The sequence below is a fragment of the Aestuariivivens marinum genome (genome assembly GCF_022662175.1).
Lineage (GTDB): Bacteria > Bacteroidota > Bacteroidia > Flavobacteriales > Flavobacteriaceae > Aestuariivivens > Aestuariivivens marinum.
In genome coordinates, this window is record NZ_JAKMCR010000001.1 from 1,317,966 (window position 1) to 1,335,136 (window position 17,171).

13 protein-coding genes are annotated in these 17,171 nt (G+C 34.4%); 7 read left to right on the forward strand and 6 right to left on the reverse strand.

The window, feature by feature from the left end; translation table 11 throughout:
• Positions 1-1,323: a hydroxymethylglutaryl-CoA reductase, degradative gene (locus tag MR053_RS05665; RefSeq protein ID WP_242131466.1), complete on the reverse strand. Its 1,323-nt coding sequence runs from the start codon at positions 1,321-1,323 to the stop codon at positions 1-3.
• A 240-nt stretch (positions 1,324-1,563) separates the two neighbouring features.
• Between MR053_RS05665 and MR053_RS05670 the strand changes: the two genes are divergently transcribed.
• From MR053_RS05670 to MR053_RS05690, 5 genes are all read left to right on the forward strand, one after another.
• A complete protein-coding gene (locus tag MR053_RS05670) occupies positions 1,564-3,798 on the forward strand; it encodes a S9 family peptidase (protein ID WP_242131467.1) in 2,235 nt (744 codons plus the stop codon).
• 24 nt (positions 3,799-3,822) lie between these two features.
• A complete protein-coding gene (locus MR053_RS05675) occupies positions 3,823-5,412 on the forward strand; it encodes a peptide MFS transporter (protein WP_242131468.1) in 1,590 nt (529 codons plus the stop codon).
• Positions 5,413-5,659: 247 nt separating this feature from the next.
• Complete coding sequence (locus MR053_RS05680) at positions 5,660-7,423, forward strand: peptide MFS transporter (protein ID WP_242131469.1); 1,764 nt, start codon at positions 5,660-5,662, stop codon at positions 7,421-7,423.
• Positions 7,424-7,534: 111 nt separating this feature from the next.
• Positions 7,535-7,999: a thioredoxin family protein gene (locus MR053_RS05685; protein ID WP_242131470.1), complete on the forward strand. Its 465-nt coding sequence runs from the start codon at positions 7,535-7,537 to the stop codon at positions 7,997-7,999.
• Positions 8,000-8,003: 4 nt separating this feature from the next.
• Positions 8,004-8,549, forward strand: coding sequence for a thioredoxin family protein (locus MR053_RS05690; RefSeq protein ID WP_242131471.1), 546 nt, complete (start codon positions 8,004-8,006; stop codon positions 8,547-8,549).
• A 5-nt stretch (positions 8,550-8,554) separates the two neighbouring features.
• On the opposite strand, the gene MR053_RS05695 is transcribed toward MR053_RS05690, so the two are convergent.
• The 5 genes from MR053_RS05695 to surE all read right to left on the reverse strand — a co-directional run bounded on the left by MR053_RS05695 (position 8,555) and on the right by surE (position 13,510).
• The gene (locus MR053_RS05695) at positions 8,555-10,594 is read right to left on the reverse strand and encodes a ComEC/Rec2 family competence protein (protein WP_242131472.1); all 2,040 of its coding nucleotides are present in this window, start codon (positions 10,592-10,594) and stop codon (positions 8,555-8,557) included.
• A 75-nt stretch (positions 10,595-10,669) separates the two neighbouring features.
• Positions 10,670-11,212, reverse strand: a complete 543-nt coding sequence (locus tag MR053_RS05700) for a C40 family peptidase (protein ID WP_242131473.1) — start codon at positions 11,210-11,212, stop codon at positions 10,670-10,672.
• Between the two features lie 8 nt (positions 11,213-11,220).
• Positions 11,221-12,333 carry a lipid-A-disaccharide synthase gene (gene lpxB, locus MR053_RS05705; RefSeq protein WP_242131474.1) on the reverse strand — a complete coding sequence of 371 codons (1,113 nt, stop codon included), beginning with the start codon at positions 12,331-12,333 and terminating at the stop codon, positions 11,221-11,223.
• A 107-nt stretch (positions 12,334-12,440) separates the two neighbouring features.
• The gene (locus tag MR053_RS05710; protein WP_223551112.1) at positions 12,441-12,722 is read right to left on the reverse strand and encodes a hypothetical protein; all 282 of its coding nucleotides are present in this window, start codon (positions 12,720-12,722) and stop codon (positions 12,441-12,443) included.
• Positions 12,723-12,733: 11 nt separating this feature from the next.
• Entirely contained in the window at positions 12,734-13,510 is a 777-nt protein-coding gene (gene surE, locus MR053_RS05715) for a 5'/3'-nucleotidase SurE (protein ID WP_242131788.1), read from the reverse strand.
• Between the two features lie 319 nt (positions 13,511-13,829).
• Here surE and MR053_RS05720 point away from each other — a divergent pair, with 319 nt between their 5' ends.
• Complete coding sequence (locus MR053_RS05720) at positions 13,830-15,977, forward strand: carboxy terminal-processing peptidase (protein ID WP_242131789.1); 2,148 nt, start codon at positions 13,830-13,832, stop codon at positions 15,975-15,977.
• Between the two features lie 7 nt (positions 15,978-15,984).
• The gene (locus MR053_RS05725) at positions 15,985-17,082 is read left to right on the forward strand and encodes an ABC transporter permease (RefSeq protein WP_242131475.1); all 1,098 of its coding nucleotides are present in this window, start codon (positions 15,985-15,987) and stop codon (positions 17,080-17,082) included.
• The last annotated feature ends 89 nt before the right edge of the window (positions 17,083-17,171 follow it).

Consider the following 17,171-nt stretch of genomic DNA (forward strand, 5'->3'; position numbering starts at 1 on the left):
TTAATCCTTTAATCGTAAATTCTGTAAGGCTTCTGAAACTGCACTGTGCGATACTGTATGCGATTTAAAATGCTCGGTTAGAGCTAGTTTTTCGGTATCGTTAGCACCAAACTGATTTAAAATATTCATTAAGTGCATTTTCATATGACCTTGCTGAATACCCGTTGTGGTAAGTGAGCGTAATGCTGCAAAATTTTGTGCCAATCCAGCTACTGCAACAATTTGCATCAACTCTTTTGCCGATGGATGATGTAACAACTCTAAGGCCAACTTGACCAATGGGTGTAGTTTGGTGAGTCCACCAACCGTACCAAGGGCCAGTGGAATTTCAATCCAAAATTTAAATATACCATCTTCAATAGAAGCATGGCTTAAACTGCTATATCTGCCATGTCGTGAAGCGTAGGCATGTACACCGGCTTCAATAGCCCTGAAGTCATTGCCAGTAGCCAAAACCACGGCATCTATACCATTCATAATGCCTTTGTTATGTGTTACTGCACGGTAAGGCTCTATCTCAGCAATATTAACAGCCTGTACAAATTTATGCGCAAAAGCTTCGCCAGAGATACTATTGCTTTCACTCAAATCTTCAACCTTGCAGCTCACTTCTGCTCGAACTAGACAATCAGGAACATAATTGGATAAAATGCTCATGACAATGTCGATATGTTTTTCTTGGTCGGAAAATAAATTGAAGGATTGAGCTTCACTTTTAAACGTTTTAGCAAATTGCTCTAAACAAGAATTAATGAAATTGGCACCCATAGCATCTAGGGTTTCAAAAGAAACATGTAATTGAAAATAGCCCGGTATTTCATTTGTTTTATTGCGCAATTCAATGTCTAAAACACCACCACCCCTAGCGGTCATGTTTTTTGTTATAGAAGTAGTATCATTTAAAAGCTGGGGCTTAACCTGTTTAAAAAACGTTTTAAGTTTATTATAATCACCGTGATACATGAAATGAACCTGGCCAATTTTTATAGTAGAAATCACTTTAGTTTTAAATCCGCCTCGATCTAACCAAAACTTTGCTGCCTTGCTTGCAGCAGCTACTACAGAACTTTCCTCAATAGCCATAGGAATAGTATAGATTTTGTCGTTAATGAGGAAATTAGGTGCTACTCCTAACGGTAAATAATAATTGGTTATGGTGTTTTCTATAAACTCATCATGAAGCTGTTGGATCTTTGCATTAGTGTTCCAATATTGTTTAATAATATCTTTTGCTTCTTTGGAATTAGAAAAATAGGTATTAACTATCCATTCAATTTTTTTTGTCTTGGATAGCTTAGAAAAACCAGAAATAGATTTGCTCATAAGTTAGTCGATTTCAGTGCAAAGATACTACTCTTGGTATGAATATTGAATAACTTAAAAATGAGTGGCTTATTTATGTGTTAATAATTATCGTTTTTGCATAATTTTTAGTAAACTTGACGTCATTTTAAGAAATAAATATTTTTTTGTCTAATAATCCTTGATTTGTAATTTTTCAGTTTGTCGAAAACTTATAATCTTAGAGATATTTTGAAAATAATAAAGACCAGTAACTTACGGATGAAGTATCTTAAATTTTTCCTAATCTTTTCACTTTTCTTAACTACCATTTTATCGGCGCAAAATAAAACGATTGCTCTTGAAGAGATTTGGAATGGAACATTTAGAACAGAAAGCATGGATGTATTGCATTCTATGAAGAATGGCCAACAATATTCGGTGCTTAATTTTAATAGAGCGACACGAAGCACTTCAGTTGATATTTACGATTATAAAACCTTAAGCAAGGTAAAAACACTTATTAGTTCGAGTGATATTGACGAAATGCAGTATTTTACTGATTATACTTTTAGTGATGATGAGTCTAAGGTATTACTGGCTACAAATGAAGAAGCCATTTATAGGTGGTCAACACTAGGTAATTATTTCGTTTATAACATATCAGAGGGATCTGTAATTGCAATTTCCGAAGAAAAAATACAGGAACCCACATTTTCACCCGATGGCAACAAAGTGGCTTATGGATATAACAACAATTTGTATATAAAGGATTTGAATTCGCATGAGACCATTCAAATCACCTTTGACGGTAAAAAGAACGAAATCATAAATGGAATTACCGATTGGGTTTATGAAGAAGAATTTGCTTTTGTTCGTGCGTTTGAGTGGAATACAGGTAGTAATAAGATTGCCTTTATTAGGTTTGATGAAACCAATGTGCCTGAGTTTTCTATGGATGTTTATGGTACTGGCCTGTATCAAACGCAACAGGTGTTTAAATACCCTAAAGCAGGTGAGGCTAATTCTATAGTTTCGCTTCATATTTATGATATTGACAATAAAACCAAAGAAGAGGTGAATGTGGATAAGCATTATAATGATTTTTATATCCCAAGAATTAAATGGACCAATCATCCAAATATTTTAAGTGCACAATATATGAACCGACACCAAAATGTATTGGATTTATGGTTTATTGATGCTAAAAAAAATACAACCAAATTGGTGCTTACTGAAACCGACAAGGCTTATGTAGACATAACCGATAACCTAACCTTTTTAAAGGATAATAGCTTTATTTGGACCAGTGAAAAGGATGGTTACAATCATATTTATCATTACGATAATAATGGTAAACTTATCAATCAGGTTACTAAGGGGAAATGGGAAGTTACCGATTATTATGGTTACGATGAATCTACCAATACCATTTTTTATCAATCGGTTGAAAATGGTTCTTTCAATAGAGATGTATACTCTGTTAAATTAAACGGACGCGATAAAAAACGATTGACCAAAAGTGAAGGCACCAACAGTGCATCTTTTAGTGCAGACTACTCTTATTTCATCAATACCTTTTCAAGTGCTACCACACCGCCAGAATATACCCTTAACAGTGCGGCATCTGGTAACTTAATTAAGAGTATTGTTGATAACGATATCTTGTCGCTAAACCTATCCAATTATAAAACATCCAAAAAGGAATTTAGTACCATACATGTTAATGGTAATGACCTAAACATGTGGATGATTAAACCAGTAGATTTTGATGAAAACAAGCAGTATCCACTGTTAATGTATCAGTATTCAGGTCCTGGATCACAGGAAGTGGCAAATCAATGGAATAATGCAAACGATTACTGGTATCAACATCTAGCACAGGAAGGATATATTATAGCCTGTGTAGATGGACGTGGAACAGGGTTTAAGGGAGCGGCTTTTAAGAAAATGACTCAAAATGAATTAGGTAAATATGAAGTAGAAGACCAAATAGCTGCTGCAAAACAGTTAGGCGAATTGCCGTATGTGGACGCTAGTAGGATTGGTATTTGGGGCTGGAGTTATGGTGGGTTTATGAGTAGTAATTGTTTGTTTAAAGGTAGTGATGTGTTTAAAATGGCCATTGCTGTGGCACCTGTTACCAGTTGGCGCTTTTATGATTCCATCTATACCGAACGGTATATGACTACCCCTCAGGAAAATCCTAGTGGTTACGACGATAATTCTCCTTTAAGCCATGTAAATAAATTAAAAGGCGATTTTTTGTTGGTTCATGGGTCGGCAGACGATAATGTACATCTGCAGAACACCATGCGTTTGGCAGAAGCCTTAATACAAGCCGATAAACCTTTTGATTGGGCGGTATACCCAGACGATAATCATGGTATTTATGGAGGGAATACTAGATTGCATTTATATAAAAAAATGACCCATTTTATCCATGAAAAGTTAGGGGATAAAAGGGAGCAACAGAAAGAAGAAAAGGAAAAAAAGAAACTCGAGTTAAAGGGATAACTAAACTACTAATTATAGGAATTTATGGCAGATTCAGCTACAATTAATCAAAAGACCTTATTGGGACACCCAGTTGGGTTGTATATTTTATTTTTAACAGAAATGTGGGAGCGTTTTTCTTTTTATGGGATGAAAGCGCTTTTAATTTTTTATTTGGTGAAGTATCACTTGTTTTCAGATGATGCTGGTAATTTGTTAGTAGGGAGTTATGCTGCATTAGTGTATGCAATTCCAGTTGTAGGGGGGTATCTTGCTGATAGGTATTTAGGGTTTAGAAAGGCAGTTACATTTGGAGGTATTTTGCTTGTTCTTGGCCATATGGGAATGGCTTATGAAGGTAATGAAGCCACACAAATGGCCAATGGTGTTATTGAAAGAGATGATGCTGCGTTACAAGTGTTTTATTTTTCGTTATCTCTAATAATAATGGGTGTTGGATTTTTAAAGGCCAATATTTCATCTATAGTAGGAGAGCTTTATAAAAAAGGGGATAAACGAAGAGATTCAGGGTTTACAATTTTTTACATGGGAATAAACTTAGGTTCTGCCTTAGCAACAATTATTTGTAGTTGGCTTGGGGAAACTTACGGTTGGAGTTATGGATTTGGTGCCGCAGGATTTGGAATGCTTCTTGGTTTAGTGACATTTGTTTATGGAAAGAAATATTTTTATGGAAAAGCTGAACCTAAAGATATAGGGTTGTTACAAAAAAAATCCTTTTTAGGACTTAGTAACGAAATTACTATATATGTGCTAGCTGTTATAGGAACTGTTGTAGTTTGGCAAATGGTTCAAAGTCATAGTGTAGTAGAAATTTTATTAATGCTGGCTGGTGCAGCTTCTTTAATTTACATAGTTTGGTATGCTTTTTCAAAAGCGACTAAAAAAGAAAGGGACAGGTTGTTCGCTCTAACTATTTTGATTTTATTTTCTGTTATTTTTTGGGCGTTGTTTGAACAGGCCTATACGTCTTTAAACTTATTTGCAGATCGAGCTTTAGATAGAGAGTCTAGCTTATTCGGAGAGATAGCTGCAGGAGCTTTTTTAAGTCTTAATGCGATATTTATAATCCTTTTGGCTCCAGTTTTTGCTTGGTTATGGATTAAACTTGATAAAAGAAACATGAATCCTAACGCAGCGATTAAGTTTTCAATAGGGATATTATTGGTTGGATTAGGTTTTGGAGCTTTGGTTTTAGGAGGGGAGGTCTCAGGTGCAGGAAAGGTTGCAATGATATGGCTTGTGTTGGCTTATTTTTTACATACATGTGGGGAGCTTTGTTTATCACCAGTAGGCTTATCTTATGTTACAAAGTTGTCACCAGGTAAAATTGTTGGATTTATGATGGGTGTGTGGTTTTTGGCCACAGCAGGTTCCGAATATATTGCGTCATTATTGGCAAACCTTGCAAGCATAGATACATCTGGAGGTCAAGCTACAGATTTAGCTGTTGCAAAAGCTAGCTATTTAGATTTATTTGAAACACTATTTTACACTGGACTTATTTTTGGAATTATATTGTTGATATTGTCTCCATTCGTGAAAAGAATGATGCATGGAATCGATTCTGAAAATATTGATGAAGATGAGATTTTAATAGAAGAAAAACATTAATATTAATAGATATGACTACCGATTCACAAAATTTTTTTGATACCAAGGTAATGGGCCATCCTGCCGGATTGTTCGTTTTGTTTTTCACCGAGATGGGGGAACGCTTTTCCTATTATAGGGGCCCTATTTATTTTTATTATTAAAACCTTTAAAACGATTAACTTATGGAGCCGAAGATAATGAACGTGTTATGTATTATGATGAAACAGAAGGCTTTAATTAGCAGATACTAACTAAACTATATATTATGAATAACAATTCAACAGACCATTTTTTTAAGGACAAAGTATTAGGACACCCTTCTGGGCTATTTGTGCTATTTTTTACTGAGATGTGGGAACGCTTTTCCTATTACGGAATGCGAGCCATTTTGGTTATATTTTTAACAGGAGCCATTTTAGGCGATAATCCAGGATGGGGTTGGAGTACATCGGCAGCATTATCGCTTTTGGGTACTTATGCTATGCTGGTGTATCTTACGCCTTTAATGGGGGGCTGGCTGGCCGATAACAAGATAGGATACAGAAGAGCTGTGGTGATAGGGGCATTGCTAATGACTTTAGGACATGCTTCTATGGCTGTAGAAACACCTTTATTCCTCTATATTGGTATTGGATTACTTATTTTTGGAAATGGGTTTTTTAAGCCTAATATGACCTCTATTATTTCAAGAATGTATGAAGGACATGATGAGAAAAAGGATGGTGCATACAACATCTTTTATATGGGTGTGAATGCAGGGTCTTTCTTAGGAATCATGCTTTGTGGCTGGGTAGGTGAGAAAATTGGCTGGAGTTATGGCTTTGGTTTGGCTGGAGTTTTCATGTTGTTAGGCATGCTTCAGTTTTATTATGCCCAAAGTATTTTTGGAAATATAGGTGATAAGCCGTTAAAAGTTAAAGATAATAACAATAAAAGCAACACTAACTCAATTAAAGCGACCGTAAAACTTAATCGCTTTTTAACGATTGATTATATTTTAATTGTGGTTTTTACAATTTCTGCTCTTATTTTCATAATTAACGACCCACTAAGTAAAATAGGAGATATACAAACCCTTAATTTTTCAATAGCAGGAATGACTGATTCACTGTTTTTTGCTTTGTTGGCTGCAATTACATTTATACTGTTATTAATTATAAGAATTCCAAGATATATAGTTGTAGAGCGTGACAGAATGATTGCTTTTGCTATATTTTGTGTTTTTACTATATTCTTCTGGGCCGCTTTCGAGCAAGCTGCTGGGTCTTTGCCAGTTTATACAAGAGATTTTACCAACCGTTTATTAGAAGGCGGAGCAGCAACAACTTTTAAAATTGTAGATTTAATTGTTACTGTGGTCCCATTGGCTATTATTACATATGTGTTATGGAGTTTGTTTAGAAAAACATTCAATAGAATAGGACTTTCTAATGCTATACTTGGGACTAGTTTTGTTATAGTTTGGGGTATTGTTTTGTACAAACTTTATATTGAATTTCAAGCCACAGAAACAGAGGTACCTGTTACTTGGTTTGCTATATTAAACCCATTGTTTATTATCATGTTTGCCCCGTTATTCACAAAATGGTGGGATAGTAGGTTCAATCCACAGGCTTCGGTTAAATATTTCTTGGGTTTAGCACTTTTAGGTGTCGGATTTGGATTTTTGGCTTTTGGTGCTATGAGTGTTCCTGCTGGAGCAAAAACTGCTAGTTTAAGTATGGCTTGGTTAGTTTTAGCTTATTTATTCCATACCTTAGGGGAGCTGTGCTTGTCACCTATGGGGCTGTCTTATTTGAGTAAATTGATTCCAGCCAGAATGGTGGCTTTTATGTTTGGTGTTTACTATTTGGCTATAGCTATTGGTAATAAATTAGCCCATTATGTGGGAGGGGATATTGAAAAAATAACCAATGAGCATGGATTATCAACTTTCTTCTTAATATTTACCATTATCCCTATTGCATTAGGTTTGATCTCATTGATGTTAAATCCATTATTGAAAAAACTCATGCACGGGGTGCGTTAATCGAATAAAACGTTAAAATAAACTCAAAAAGCACCTTAACAGGTGCTTTTTTTGTAAGTTAGGAATGGATTTTGAAACTAAGTTCTAAATCTGAATATAAAATTGTGATCCATGAAGAGAATGATACCCATCATCGTGTTATCCATTTTTGTGAGTACTCTAGTAGTAGCTCAAGAATTAACATGGCATACCAATATGACCAAGGCCTCTGAAATTGCCATAAAGGAAAATAAACCTGTGATGATGTTTTTTACGGGCTCCGATTGGTGCGGATGGTGCAAACGACTTCAAAAAGAAGTGTTTGAGACCTCTGATTTTCAAACTTGGGCTAAGGATAATGTGGTTTTAATGGAATTGGATTTTCCAAGACGAACGGCTTTAGATCAAGCGACTAAAGTTCAAAATTATCAATTGCAACAAATTTTTAAGGTAAGCGGTTACCCAACGGTGTTTTTTGTAAACCCGGAAAGGAAACCTGATGGGAAAATGAATTTAAATAGTTTGGGGAGAACGGGCTATGTTAGGGGTGGTGCCCAAGAGTGGTTGGCCGTTGCCAATAATTTTATAAATAAATAAAAGAATGATTAAAACCATATTGTTTTCTATTCTTCCTTTAGTGTCATTTAATTTGGTAGCACAAGAAATCAATTGGGTAACATTGGATGAAGCTTTGGCACTTCAAAAGAAAACACCTAAAAAAATAATGATGGATGTCTATACTAATTGGTGTGGTCCATGTAAAATGTTGGATAAAAATACCTTTCAAAATAAAGATGTGGCAGACTATGTAAATAAGCATTATTATGCGGTTAAATTTAATGGAGAAGGAAATGAAGTTGTGACCTTCGATAATAAGACTTTTGAAAATCCAAATTATAATGCTGCGAATGCTAATAGACGTAATGCCGCACATCAATTAACAAGTTACTTGCAAGTTAGTGCCTACCCTACAATTGTTTTTATAGATGAAGCCGGTAAAGTGATAGCACCAATAAGAGGATACAAAGTGCCAACTGAATTAGAGTTATATTTAAAAATGTTTAAGCAAGACGATCATAAGACCATTGATACTCAAGAAAAGTTTAATGATTACTATAGAGCTTTTAAGCCTGAGTTTGAAGGTTAAATTGTTTAGTAATCTATAATGTAAGCTCCCATCTCGTTGGTGTTATGAAATGGGAGTTTTCTTTTATTACAAATTACTTTCCATTGTTCAATATATGATTTGTAATTGCTTCCATCTGCAATAATTTGTTTGGGTCTTATGGAATCGATTACTCGATTAAGATTCACTTTTGGAGATTGACGTAGAAGAATATAATCAGGTTTAAAAGATTTTACTTTATATGCACCTATGCTGTCAATAACCAACAACGTTTTTTTGTTTAAAAGGTAGACTGGTTGAAAAGAATCTAACTCAACACTATTAATATGATTTCCTACCACATAATTTTTAATACTATTTTCAAGGATTGGTTCTTCGATATTTAAGTCGTACGCTATTTTTATATGGTTGTGTGTAACATTTCCAATAATGGTATGTTTGTTCTTTTGAAATACGATAAACAGGTTATTGGGTTTATTGTAAGATGTAGCTATTACAGATAATTGCATAAAAAGCACACCAATTAATACAAACCTTAGGGTATAGTAACTGGGCTTAATTAAATAACGAACAATTGTTATAATAAGGACATAACTTGCAAAGACATACAGTTCGTTAAAAGGTATGTTGGTAATTAAAAATTCCTTTTTTTCTGAGATCCATTCAACAAAATGATTCATTGATCGAATAATATTAACATAAAAATTAATGATGGGAACAGGTAATATATTTGCAACAGCAAGACCAATAACAAGTATGCCCATGGCAAGAATCAATCCCAGTACGGGTATGATTATTAAATTAGATATAAAAAATAAACTAGGAAATTGATGAAAGTAAAACAGGCTAATAGGTATAATACCTAACTGAGCAGAAATGGTAACAGTTAGGGTATGCCAAAGTTTATCAACTAGCCAATATTTAGATTGGTGAAGTTTGTATAATATAGGGTCAATTGTTACGATGCCAAAAACAGCCAGATAACTTAACTGAAACCCTACATCAAATAAAAATAAAGGTTTAAAAAGTAATATAATAAACATGCTTATGGCCAGTGTGTTATAAATGTTTGTTGGTCGTTTTAAGTTTGCAGCAATGGCAACAACACTAAACATGGTAACTGCACGTGTTACAGAGGCAGAAAGTCCGGCGATAATGGCAAAACCCCATAACAAACTAATAAGTAGTACCATTTTAATCAACTTACCATGTTTAAATTGCTCTAAGGGTTGTAATAAAAAGCTTAAAATTAATAATATAATACCCACATGTAATCCCGAAACAGCCAAAATATGTATAGCTCCAGCATTAGTGTAATTGGTATAAATGGTTTCACTTATATCTTGGCGTTGACCCAATAACAGTGCATTGATGATAGCTAGCTCATTAGAAGGTAAATTGTAATTTTTAAGTTTGGAATTAATGTGACTTCTAATGCTGTCAGCTAAACCAAAAATTGTATGGTGTTTATTGCGAGTGTTAAAAAGCCACTCATTATCAATTTGGATTTGATGATATATGTATTGTTTTTCTAGATAGCTTTTATAGTTAAATTGATAGGGGTTAAGTGGAGAATTGATTTCTTTTAACTGTGTATGGCTTTTATATACTTGATCTACTTTTATGTAAGGGTTTAGTGAATCTTTTTTAAGATTTAAAAGGACTTTACCTACAGCATCTTTACCATTTACATCCAATATATTAACTACATATTTATCATAATAATTAGTAGGTTTTAAAACTTCACGAACACTGAATGTAATTCTTGTAAGCGAATCATTAGATTTGTTTAAGTAATGGGAATAATGGGAATAAAATTGTTTTTGATTATGACTATGAACCGTAAAAACACCTAATGTTATTAGTGTTAAATAACTAAAAGCTCCAAACCAAATACTTCTCTTAAATGTTTTATTGTTTTTTAATAAAAGAAAAAATAGAACAAGTAATAGAAAAAAAATACTGTAAATTAGGATTTTATGGCCGATAGTAAAGTAATAGCCAATTATGATACCTATGATTAAGCAAAACGTTAATTTTATTATAGTAAAATTTAGTAGGCGCATACTGTATAAATATAAAGAAATATCCTAATTTTAAGCGTATTGCTTTCAAAAATGCAATCAATGTATTATCGGGAATTAATCTATATAACGCCTTGCTTCAAAAAACGTATTGGCCCAATAGGTTTCAGAAAGAAATGAGGTGATAACACCTCTTTTGGTGGTTGAGTGTATAAAAGTAATATCCTTGTTTTTAACTTCAATTACCAGACCAACATGGTTAATGTTATGGCGTCTGCTTTTACTAGTTTTAAAGAAAAGTAAATCACCTTTTTGAATATTCTTTAATGCTATTCTAAAACCTTTTTTTGCCATGTCCCTAGAAATTCTAGGTAAAAAAATGTGATGTGCCCTAAACGATTCAAACACCAAACCAGAACAATCCATGCCAGAGGTTGTTGTGCCACCCCATTTGTATCGAACACCTTCAAATTTTTTAGCATAGTTTGCAATACTGTCTTGTAAGCTAACTATTTTAAAAGTAGTAGATGTGTTGGTGTTTTCTTCCGAATTTTTTAGCGCTTCTGTGAAAGTTTTTGTTTTAAAAGCTTTAGCCCTTTTGGAAGATTTACAATTAATGAAACTTAAAATGATGAGAAGAAGCACTAAGGTTTTTCGCATATCCTATCTTAAGTTTTAATCGATTTAAAAATTAGATCGGCTGTTTTCTCACTGGCACCTTTACCTCCTAATTTTTTTTCTAGGTCATAATAATTCAAGAAAAACTTGGTGCGTTCGTCAGGATTTAAAATAATATCCAATTCCTTTTTAAGCTGCATAGTGTTAAAATCCTTTTGAATAAGTTCTGTCACTACTTTTTTATCCATTATTAAATTTACCAAAGAAATGTATTTAAGGGTAATAATACGTTTGGCAATTTGGTATGAAATGTTACTGCCTTTGTAGCAAACTACTTGGGGCACTTTAAACAAAGCTGTTTCCAAAGTGGCTGTTCCCGATGTCACCAATGCAGCATTAGAGATGCTTAACAAATCGTAGGTTTTGTTATTTACAAAACCTACATTAAAATTCGAGATAAACGGTTTATAAAACTCGAAATCCTGACTAGGAGCCCCGGCAATTACAAATTGATATTTGGGATAATCATCAACCAAGCTAAGCATCACCGACAACGTTTTTGTTATTTCTTGCTTTCTGCTTCCTGGCAATAAGGCGATAATAGGTTTGTCGTTCAATAAATACTGTTTTCTAAATGCGTACTCGTCTACTTGTGTTCGATCTGAAATTGCATCAATTAGTGGATGGCCAACAAAAGTAACATCATAACCATAGGTTTTGTAAAAAGCCTTTTCGAAAGGCAATATAACATACATGGCATCGATATCCCTTTTAATTGCATGTATTCGCTTGGCACGAGATGCCCAAACTTGTGGTGAAATATAATAGTTGGTTCTGTAGCCTTTTTGTTTGGCCCATTTGGCAATACGCAGGTTAAAACCAGAGTTATCTATAAAAATAATGACATCTGGACAGTAATTTTCAATATCATTTTTGCACAGGGAAATATCTTTAAAAATTTTCGATAGATTTCTAAGGACTTCAACAAAACCCATAAAGGACCGTTCCTTGTAATGTTTTACTAAAGACCCGCCAACAGCCTGCATTAAATCACCTCCCCAAAATCTAAAATTGGCGTTAACATCCTTTTTCAATAAAGCCTTCATAAGGTTGGAGCCATGTAGGTCTCCTGATGCTTCACCTGCTATAATGTAATACTTCATTAGTTGTTAATATTGGCTGTTGAATTAATGATTGTTGGCTGTTATTTTCGTTGTTGTGCGTTTCCTTTTTTGATTAAAATATGATATGCTGAATCAGTAAGCTAAATTTAGAATAATTTAAAGACAAATGTAAATACTGCTATAAAAACTGTTATTAGCAACACACCACGTGCACGGTAATCTTGTTTTTTTTTAATGAATACAAAAAAGGCAATCAAGTTTAAAATAGCGGCTAGACTAATAAGCTTCCCTAAAAAGCCTTCGTTTGCAGCTGCTTGGATAACTTTAATAAAGTCATCTCCCTGTCCCAACAATGTGGCTGTAAAAAATAAGCCTATTGCATTTGCAACTAAGCCAACAAATATGCCAATAAAAATGTCCTTTTTCATCTATTTCAATGTTATAATTTAAATTTCCAGTTTCTAATATGTTCAATATGCTCATGTGCTGTTAAATCAAATTGTACGGGTACCACCGATACATAATTGTTGGACAATGCCCATTCATCGGTATCTTCACCATGATCCAAGTTTACAAATTTGCCCGTTAACCAATAATAATCCTTGCCTTGTGGATTAATTCGCTTATCGAATTCCTCAACCCAATTGGCACGCGCTTGTCTGCAAACTTTAATCCCCTTAACAGCCTGTTCTGATATATCTGGAATATTAACGTTTAAAACCACTCCATTGGGTAAACCATTGGCCAATACATTTTCTGTGATAGTTTTTACATAAGGGATGCAAGAATCAAACTTAGCATTCCATTTGTAATTTAATAGCGAAAAACCTATAGCGGGAATACCTTCAATGCCAGCTTCAATAGCTGCACTCATGGTGCCTGAATAAATAACATTGATGGATGAGTTAGAGCCATGGTTAATTCCAGAAACACATAAATCGGGTTTTCTGTCCAATAATTCCCTTATACCCAACTTAACACAATCGGCCGGTGTTCCAGAGCAGCTATATTCTTTATGGTCGCCTTCATTATGGTGAAGCTCTTCAGCATAAAGTGTAGAGTCTAGAGTAATGGCATGTCCCATACCACTTTGCGGACTGTCCGGTGCAACTACAATAACTTCGCCAATTGTTTTCATTATGGTTATTAAAGTACGAATACCTGAGGCATTTATACCATCGTCGTTAGTAATTAAAATTAAGGGCTTTTTGTTCATTATAGTTGATTTTACATCGCTAAAATACACAATTTCATCTGTTTTTTTCATTGCTTTTTAGAGGTTGTGTTTTGTTATTTTTAGCATAGTAATGAAGCTTTATTCTATATAGAAGTAAAGGACTTAATACTGAAAGAATGATTCTTATAGCGTCAATAGCATTTTATCGTGTTGGTTTCCTAGGTAAAGGCCATATTTCTTTGGTTTAACAAAAATTTAGTGCTAATAGCGTTTGTTGGCATAGTTTTTTCTTTATTTTAGTAAAAAATATAAAGCTATATTATATAAAGAAAGACAGTGTTAAATGGTGAAAAAAATGATGAAAAGGAATTATAAAGTTTTATTGTTGGTGCTATTATTGGCATTTGCTTCCTGCAGTTTTACTGCTAAAACATTTGATGATCCTGATAAGGATAGATTATTGGTTCGTATTATTAGTTACGTATTGCAACAAGGTCATTTTGATCCTATTGAGATGGACGATGATTTTTCTGTAGAATTGTTTGAAGATTATATTGGTACCATTGACCCTGTGAAACGTTACTTTTATGAATCGGATATCAAAGATTTTGAGCGTTATAAGTGGAGTCTTGACGATCAACTAAAGGAAGTTGATGTTACTTTTTTTAATGTGGTGCACGAGCGTTTATTACAACGAATAGCAGAGGCTAAGGAAATTTATAAAGAAGTCCTCTCTACACCTTTTGATTATACCATAGATGAAACTTTTGAAACTAACTACGATAAAGTTGGGTTTGCAAAAAACAAAAAGCAAATGAAGGATCGATGGAGAAAGCAGTTAAAGTTTTCTACACTTACCAATTATGATGATCTGATGATGGATGAAAAGGCAGCAAAAGAAAAAAATCCTTCTTATGTTTCTAAAACAGAAGCAGAGATTGAAAAAGAAGCTAGGGAAGCGACATTAAATTCAATAGAAGTCTATTTTAATGATAATGTTGATGACCTAACCAGAGAAGAATGGTTTGCTGTTTATGTAGATGCCATAGTTAGTGAGTTCGATCCACATACCTATTATTTAGCGCCTAAGAACAAAGAAAACTTTGATGAGCGCATGTCTGGTAAGTTGGAAGGTATTGGAGCACGCTTGCAAAAACGTATGGACTACATTAAAATAGTAGAGCTCATTTCTGGAGGCCCTGCATGGAGAAGCAATCAACTGGAAGTAGAAGATGTTATTTTAAAAGTGAAACAGGAAAACGAAGATGTTCCTGTTAATATTGTTGGGATGCGTATTAACGATGCTATTAAGTATATAAAGGGGCCTAAGGGAACTAAAGTAACCTTAACAATTAAGAAAATAGATGGAACTATTAAAGATATTACTCTGGTTAGGGATGTTATTGAAATAAATGAAACCTATGCTAAAGCATCGGTTGTTGAAAAGGATAGCCATAAATATGGCGTAATTAATTTACCTTCTTTTTATGTCGATTTTCAAAATTACAAAACCTTGAATGCTGCTAAAGATGTTAAACTCGAAATAGAGCGATTAAAAGCAGAAGGTATGAAAGGTCTTGTTTTGGATTTAAGGGATAATGGCGGTGGATCCTTACCTGCTGTTGTGGATATGGCCGGATTATTTATTAAGGATGGTCCTGTAGTTCAAGTGCGTTCGTCGGGTAAATCGAAAGAAGTATTAAGTGATAGGGACAAATCGATTATTTGGGATGGTCCTCTTGTGATATTGGTTAACGAAATATCGGCTTCAGCATCGGAGATAATGGCTGCTGCTATGCAAGACTATAAGCGGGCTATTATCATAGGAAGTAAACAGACCTATGGTAAAGGAACCGTTCAGAATGTTATCGATCTTAACAGAATAATGCATAATAACACGCATGGTGATTTAGGGGCATTGGCGCTAACTACTCAAAAGTATTATAGAATTAATGGCGGTTCTGTGCAGTTGGAAGGTGTTAAAAGTGATGTAAAGGTGCCAGGACGTTTTAGTTTTATTGAAGTGGGCGAAAAGGATAAGGATAATCCATTACCCTATGATGAAATTGATCCGGCGGATTATAAGGTTTGGGACAATTATTTTGATTACGATGAAGCTATAAGTAATAGTAATGAGCGTATGAAGAACAATGGACAGTTAAAACTTATTGAAGAAAATGCCAAATGGGTAAAAAATAAGATTGACGAAACCGTTTATTCCTTAAACTATAATACTTATAAGGCACAATTGGACCGTAATGAGGATGAAGCTAAAAAATTCAATGCCATTGCAGATTATAAAACCAATTTAACTTTTGACTCTTTGCCTTACGAAAAGGCTTTGTTTGGGTCGGATACTACCAACCTACAAGAAAAAAGGGAGCGTTGGCATAAAAGTTTAAGTCAGGACGTATATATAGAAGAAGCACTAAATGTTCTCGAAGATTTAAACCGCTCTTTTGGGGTGAAGCGTGTTGTGACCACTTCCGATAAAATGAAGAATTAAAACATGTATGAGTCAATATAGACCCAGCTCATTAAAGCAATTAGCGCTCCAAAAGTTTAAAAGCAACTTTTGGGGCGTTTTTAGTTTTGGTTTTATCATTTTGGTAGGTTTGGTTTCTATTTTTGCCTATATCTTGGCACCAGATAAAACCCAACATGCCAACCAAATGCATTTATCCATTCATTCCAAACAGCCGGGGTTTAGGGTAATGATGTTGACCATACCCTCGCAAACAAAAACAGAACAAAATACTTTAAGCAAACTGTTTTTTGGAATTAAAAGCTCTGATACCGAAGTGCCTATTTCCAACTACAGAGTGGAGGATAACGTGTTGACATATACCGAGTATGCCTCTGATGGGTTGAAAGGAGTGGAAAAAACTATTGATTTGGTAGTATTTCCAAACCAGTCGGTTGGCAAGTTTATAAAAGAAAAAAACTTTTTGTTTGGCACAGATAAGTATGGTAGGGATTTGTTGAGTAGGGTGTTGATAGGAGCAAGAATTTCTTTTTTTATAGGTTTTGTAGCCGTCTTTATTTCGTTAGTGATAGGGGTGTTTATGGGCAGTATTTCGGGATATTTTGGAGGAAAGGTAGATGCTATTATCATGTGGGTTATTAATGTTACCTGGTCTATTCCAACACTCTTATTGGTTATTGCCATAACCTTGGCTTTAGGCAAGGGATTTTGGCAGGTGTTTATTGCTGTAGGATTGACCATGTGGGTTGAGGTCGCTAGAGTGGTACGCGGACAAATAATAAGTGTAAAGGAAATGCAGTATGTTACTGCGGCAAGGGCTTTAGGGTTTAACGATTTTAGGATTATTACCAAACATATTTTGCCCAATATTATAGCGCCAGTAATTGTGATCTCGGCAGCTAATTTTGCGGCAGCCATTTTAATTGAAAGCGGGCTTAGTTTTTTGGGTATTGGAGCACAGCCCCCTATGGCAAGTTGGGGCGCCATGATTAAAGATCATTACAATTATATTGTTTTAGGAAAACCCTATTTGGCCATTATTCCTGGTTTGTGCATTATGGGCTTGGTTATGGCATTTATGCTAATGGGGAATGCCCTTAGGGATGCGTTGGATGTAAAGGAATGACGGTTTGATCATGCTCTGTTGTATTGATTAGGTGCTAATTTAATAAATGAAACTGGTTGATTGTTTAATGTAAGGAATTTCAATTTGAG

Bases quoted from the DNA above. Each gene is read 5' to 3' on its own strand.
- MR053_RS05685 (WP_242131470.1), top strand. From the start codon at position 7,535: ATGAAGAGAATGATACCCATCATCGTGTTATCCATTTTTGTGAGTACT.
- MR053_RS05725 (WP_242131475.1), top strand. From the start codon at position 15,985: ATGAGTCAATATAGACCCAGCTCATTAAAGCAATTAGCGCTCCAAAAG.
- MR053_RS05710 (WP_223551112.1), bottom strand. From the start codon at position 12,722: ATGAAAAAGGACATTTTTATTGGCATATTTGTTGGCTTAGTTGCAAAT.
- surE (WP_242131788.1), bottom strand. From the start codon at position 13,510: ATGAACAAAAAGCCCTTAATTTTAATTACTAACGACGATGGTATAAAT.
- MR053_RS05720 (WP_242131789.1), top strand. From the start codon at position 13,830: ATGAAAAGGAATTATAAAGTTTTATTGTTGGTGCTATTATTGGCATTT.
- lpxB (WP_242131474.1), bottom strand. From the start codon at position 12,333: ATGAAGTATTACATTATAGCAGGTGAAGCATCAGGAGACCTACATGGC.
- MR053_RS05670 (WP_242131467.1), top strand. From the start codon at position 1,564: ATGAAGTATCTTAAATTTTTCCTAATCTTTTCACTTTTCTTAACTACC.
- MR053_RS05675 (WP_242131468.1), top strand. From the start codon at position 3,823: ATGGCAGATTCAGCTACAATTAATCAAAAGACCTTATTGGGACACCCA.
- MR053_RS05695 (WP_242131472.1), bottom strand. From the start codon at position 10,594: ATGCGCCTACTAAATTTTACTATAATAAAATTAACGTTTTGCTTAATC.
- MR053_RS05700 (WP_242131473.1), bottom strand. From the start codon at position 11,212: ATGCGAAAAACCTTAGTGCTTCTTCTCATCATTTTAAGTTTCATTAAT.
- MR053_RS05665 (WP_242131466.1), bottom strand. From the start codon at position 1,323: ATGAGCAAATCTATTTCTGGTTTTTCTAAGCTATCCAAGACAAAAAAA.
- MR053_RS05690 (WP_242131471.1), top strand. From the start codon at position 8,004: ATGATTAAAACCATATTGTTTTCTATTCTTCCTTTAGTGTCATTTAAT.
- MR053_RS05680 (WP_242131469.1), top strand. From the start codon at position 5,660: ATGAATAACAATTCAACAGACCATTTTTTTAAGGACAAAGTATTAGGA.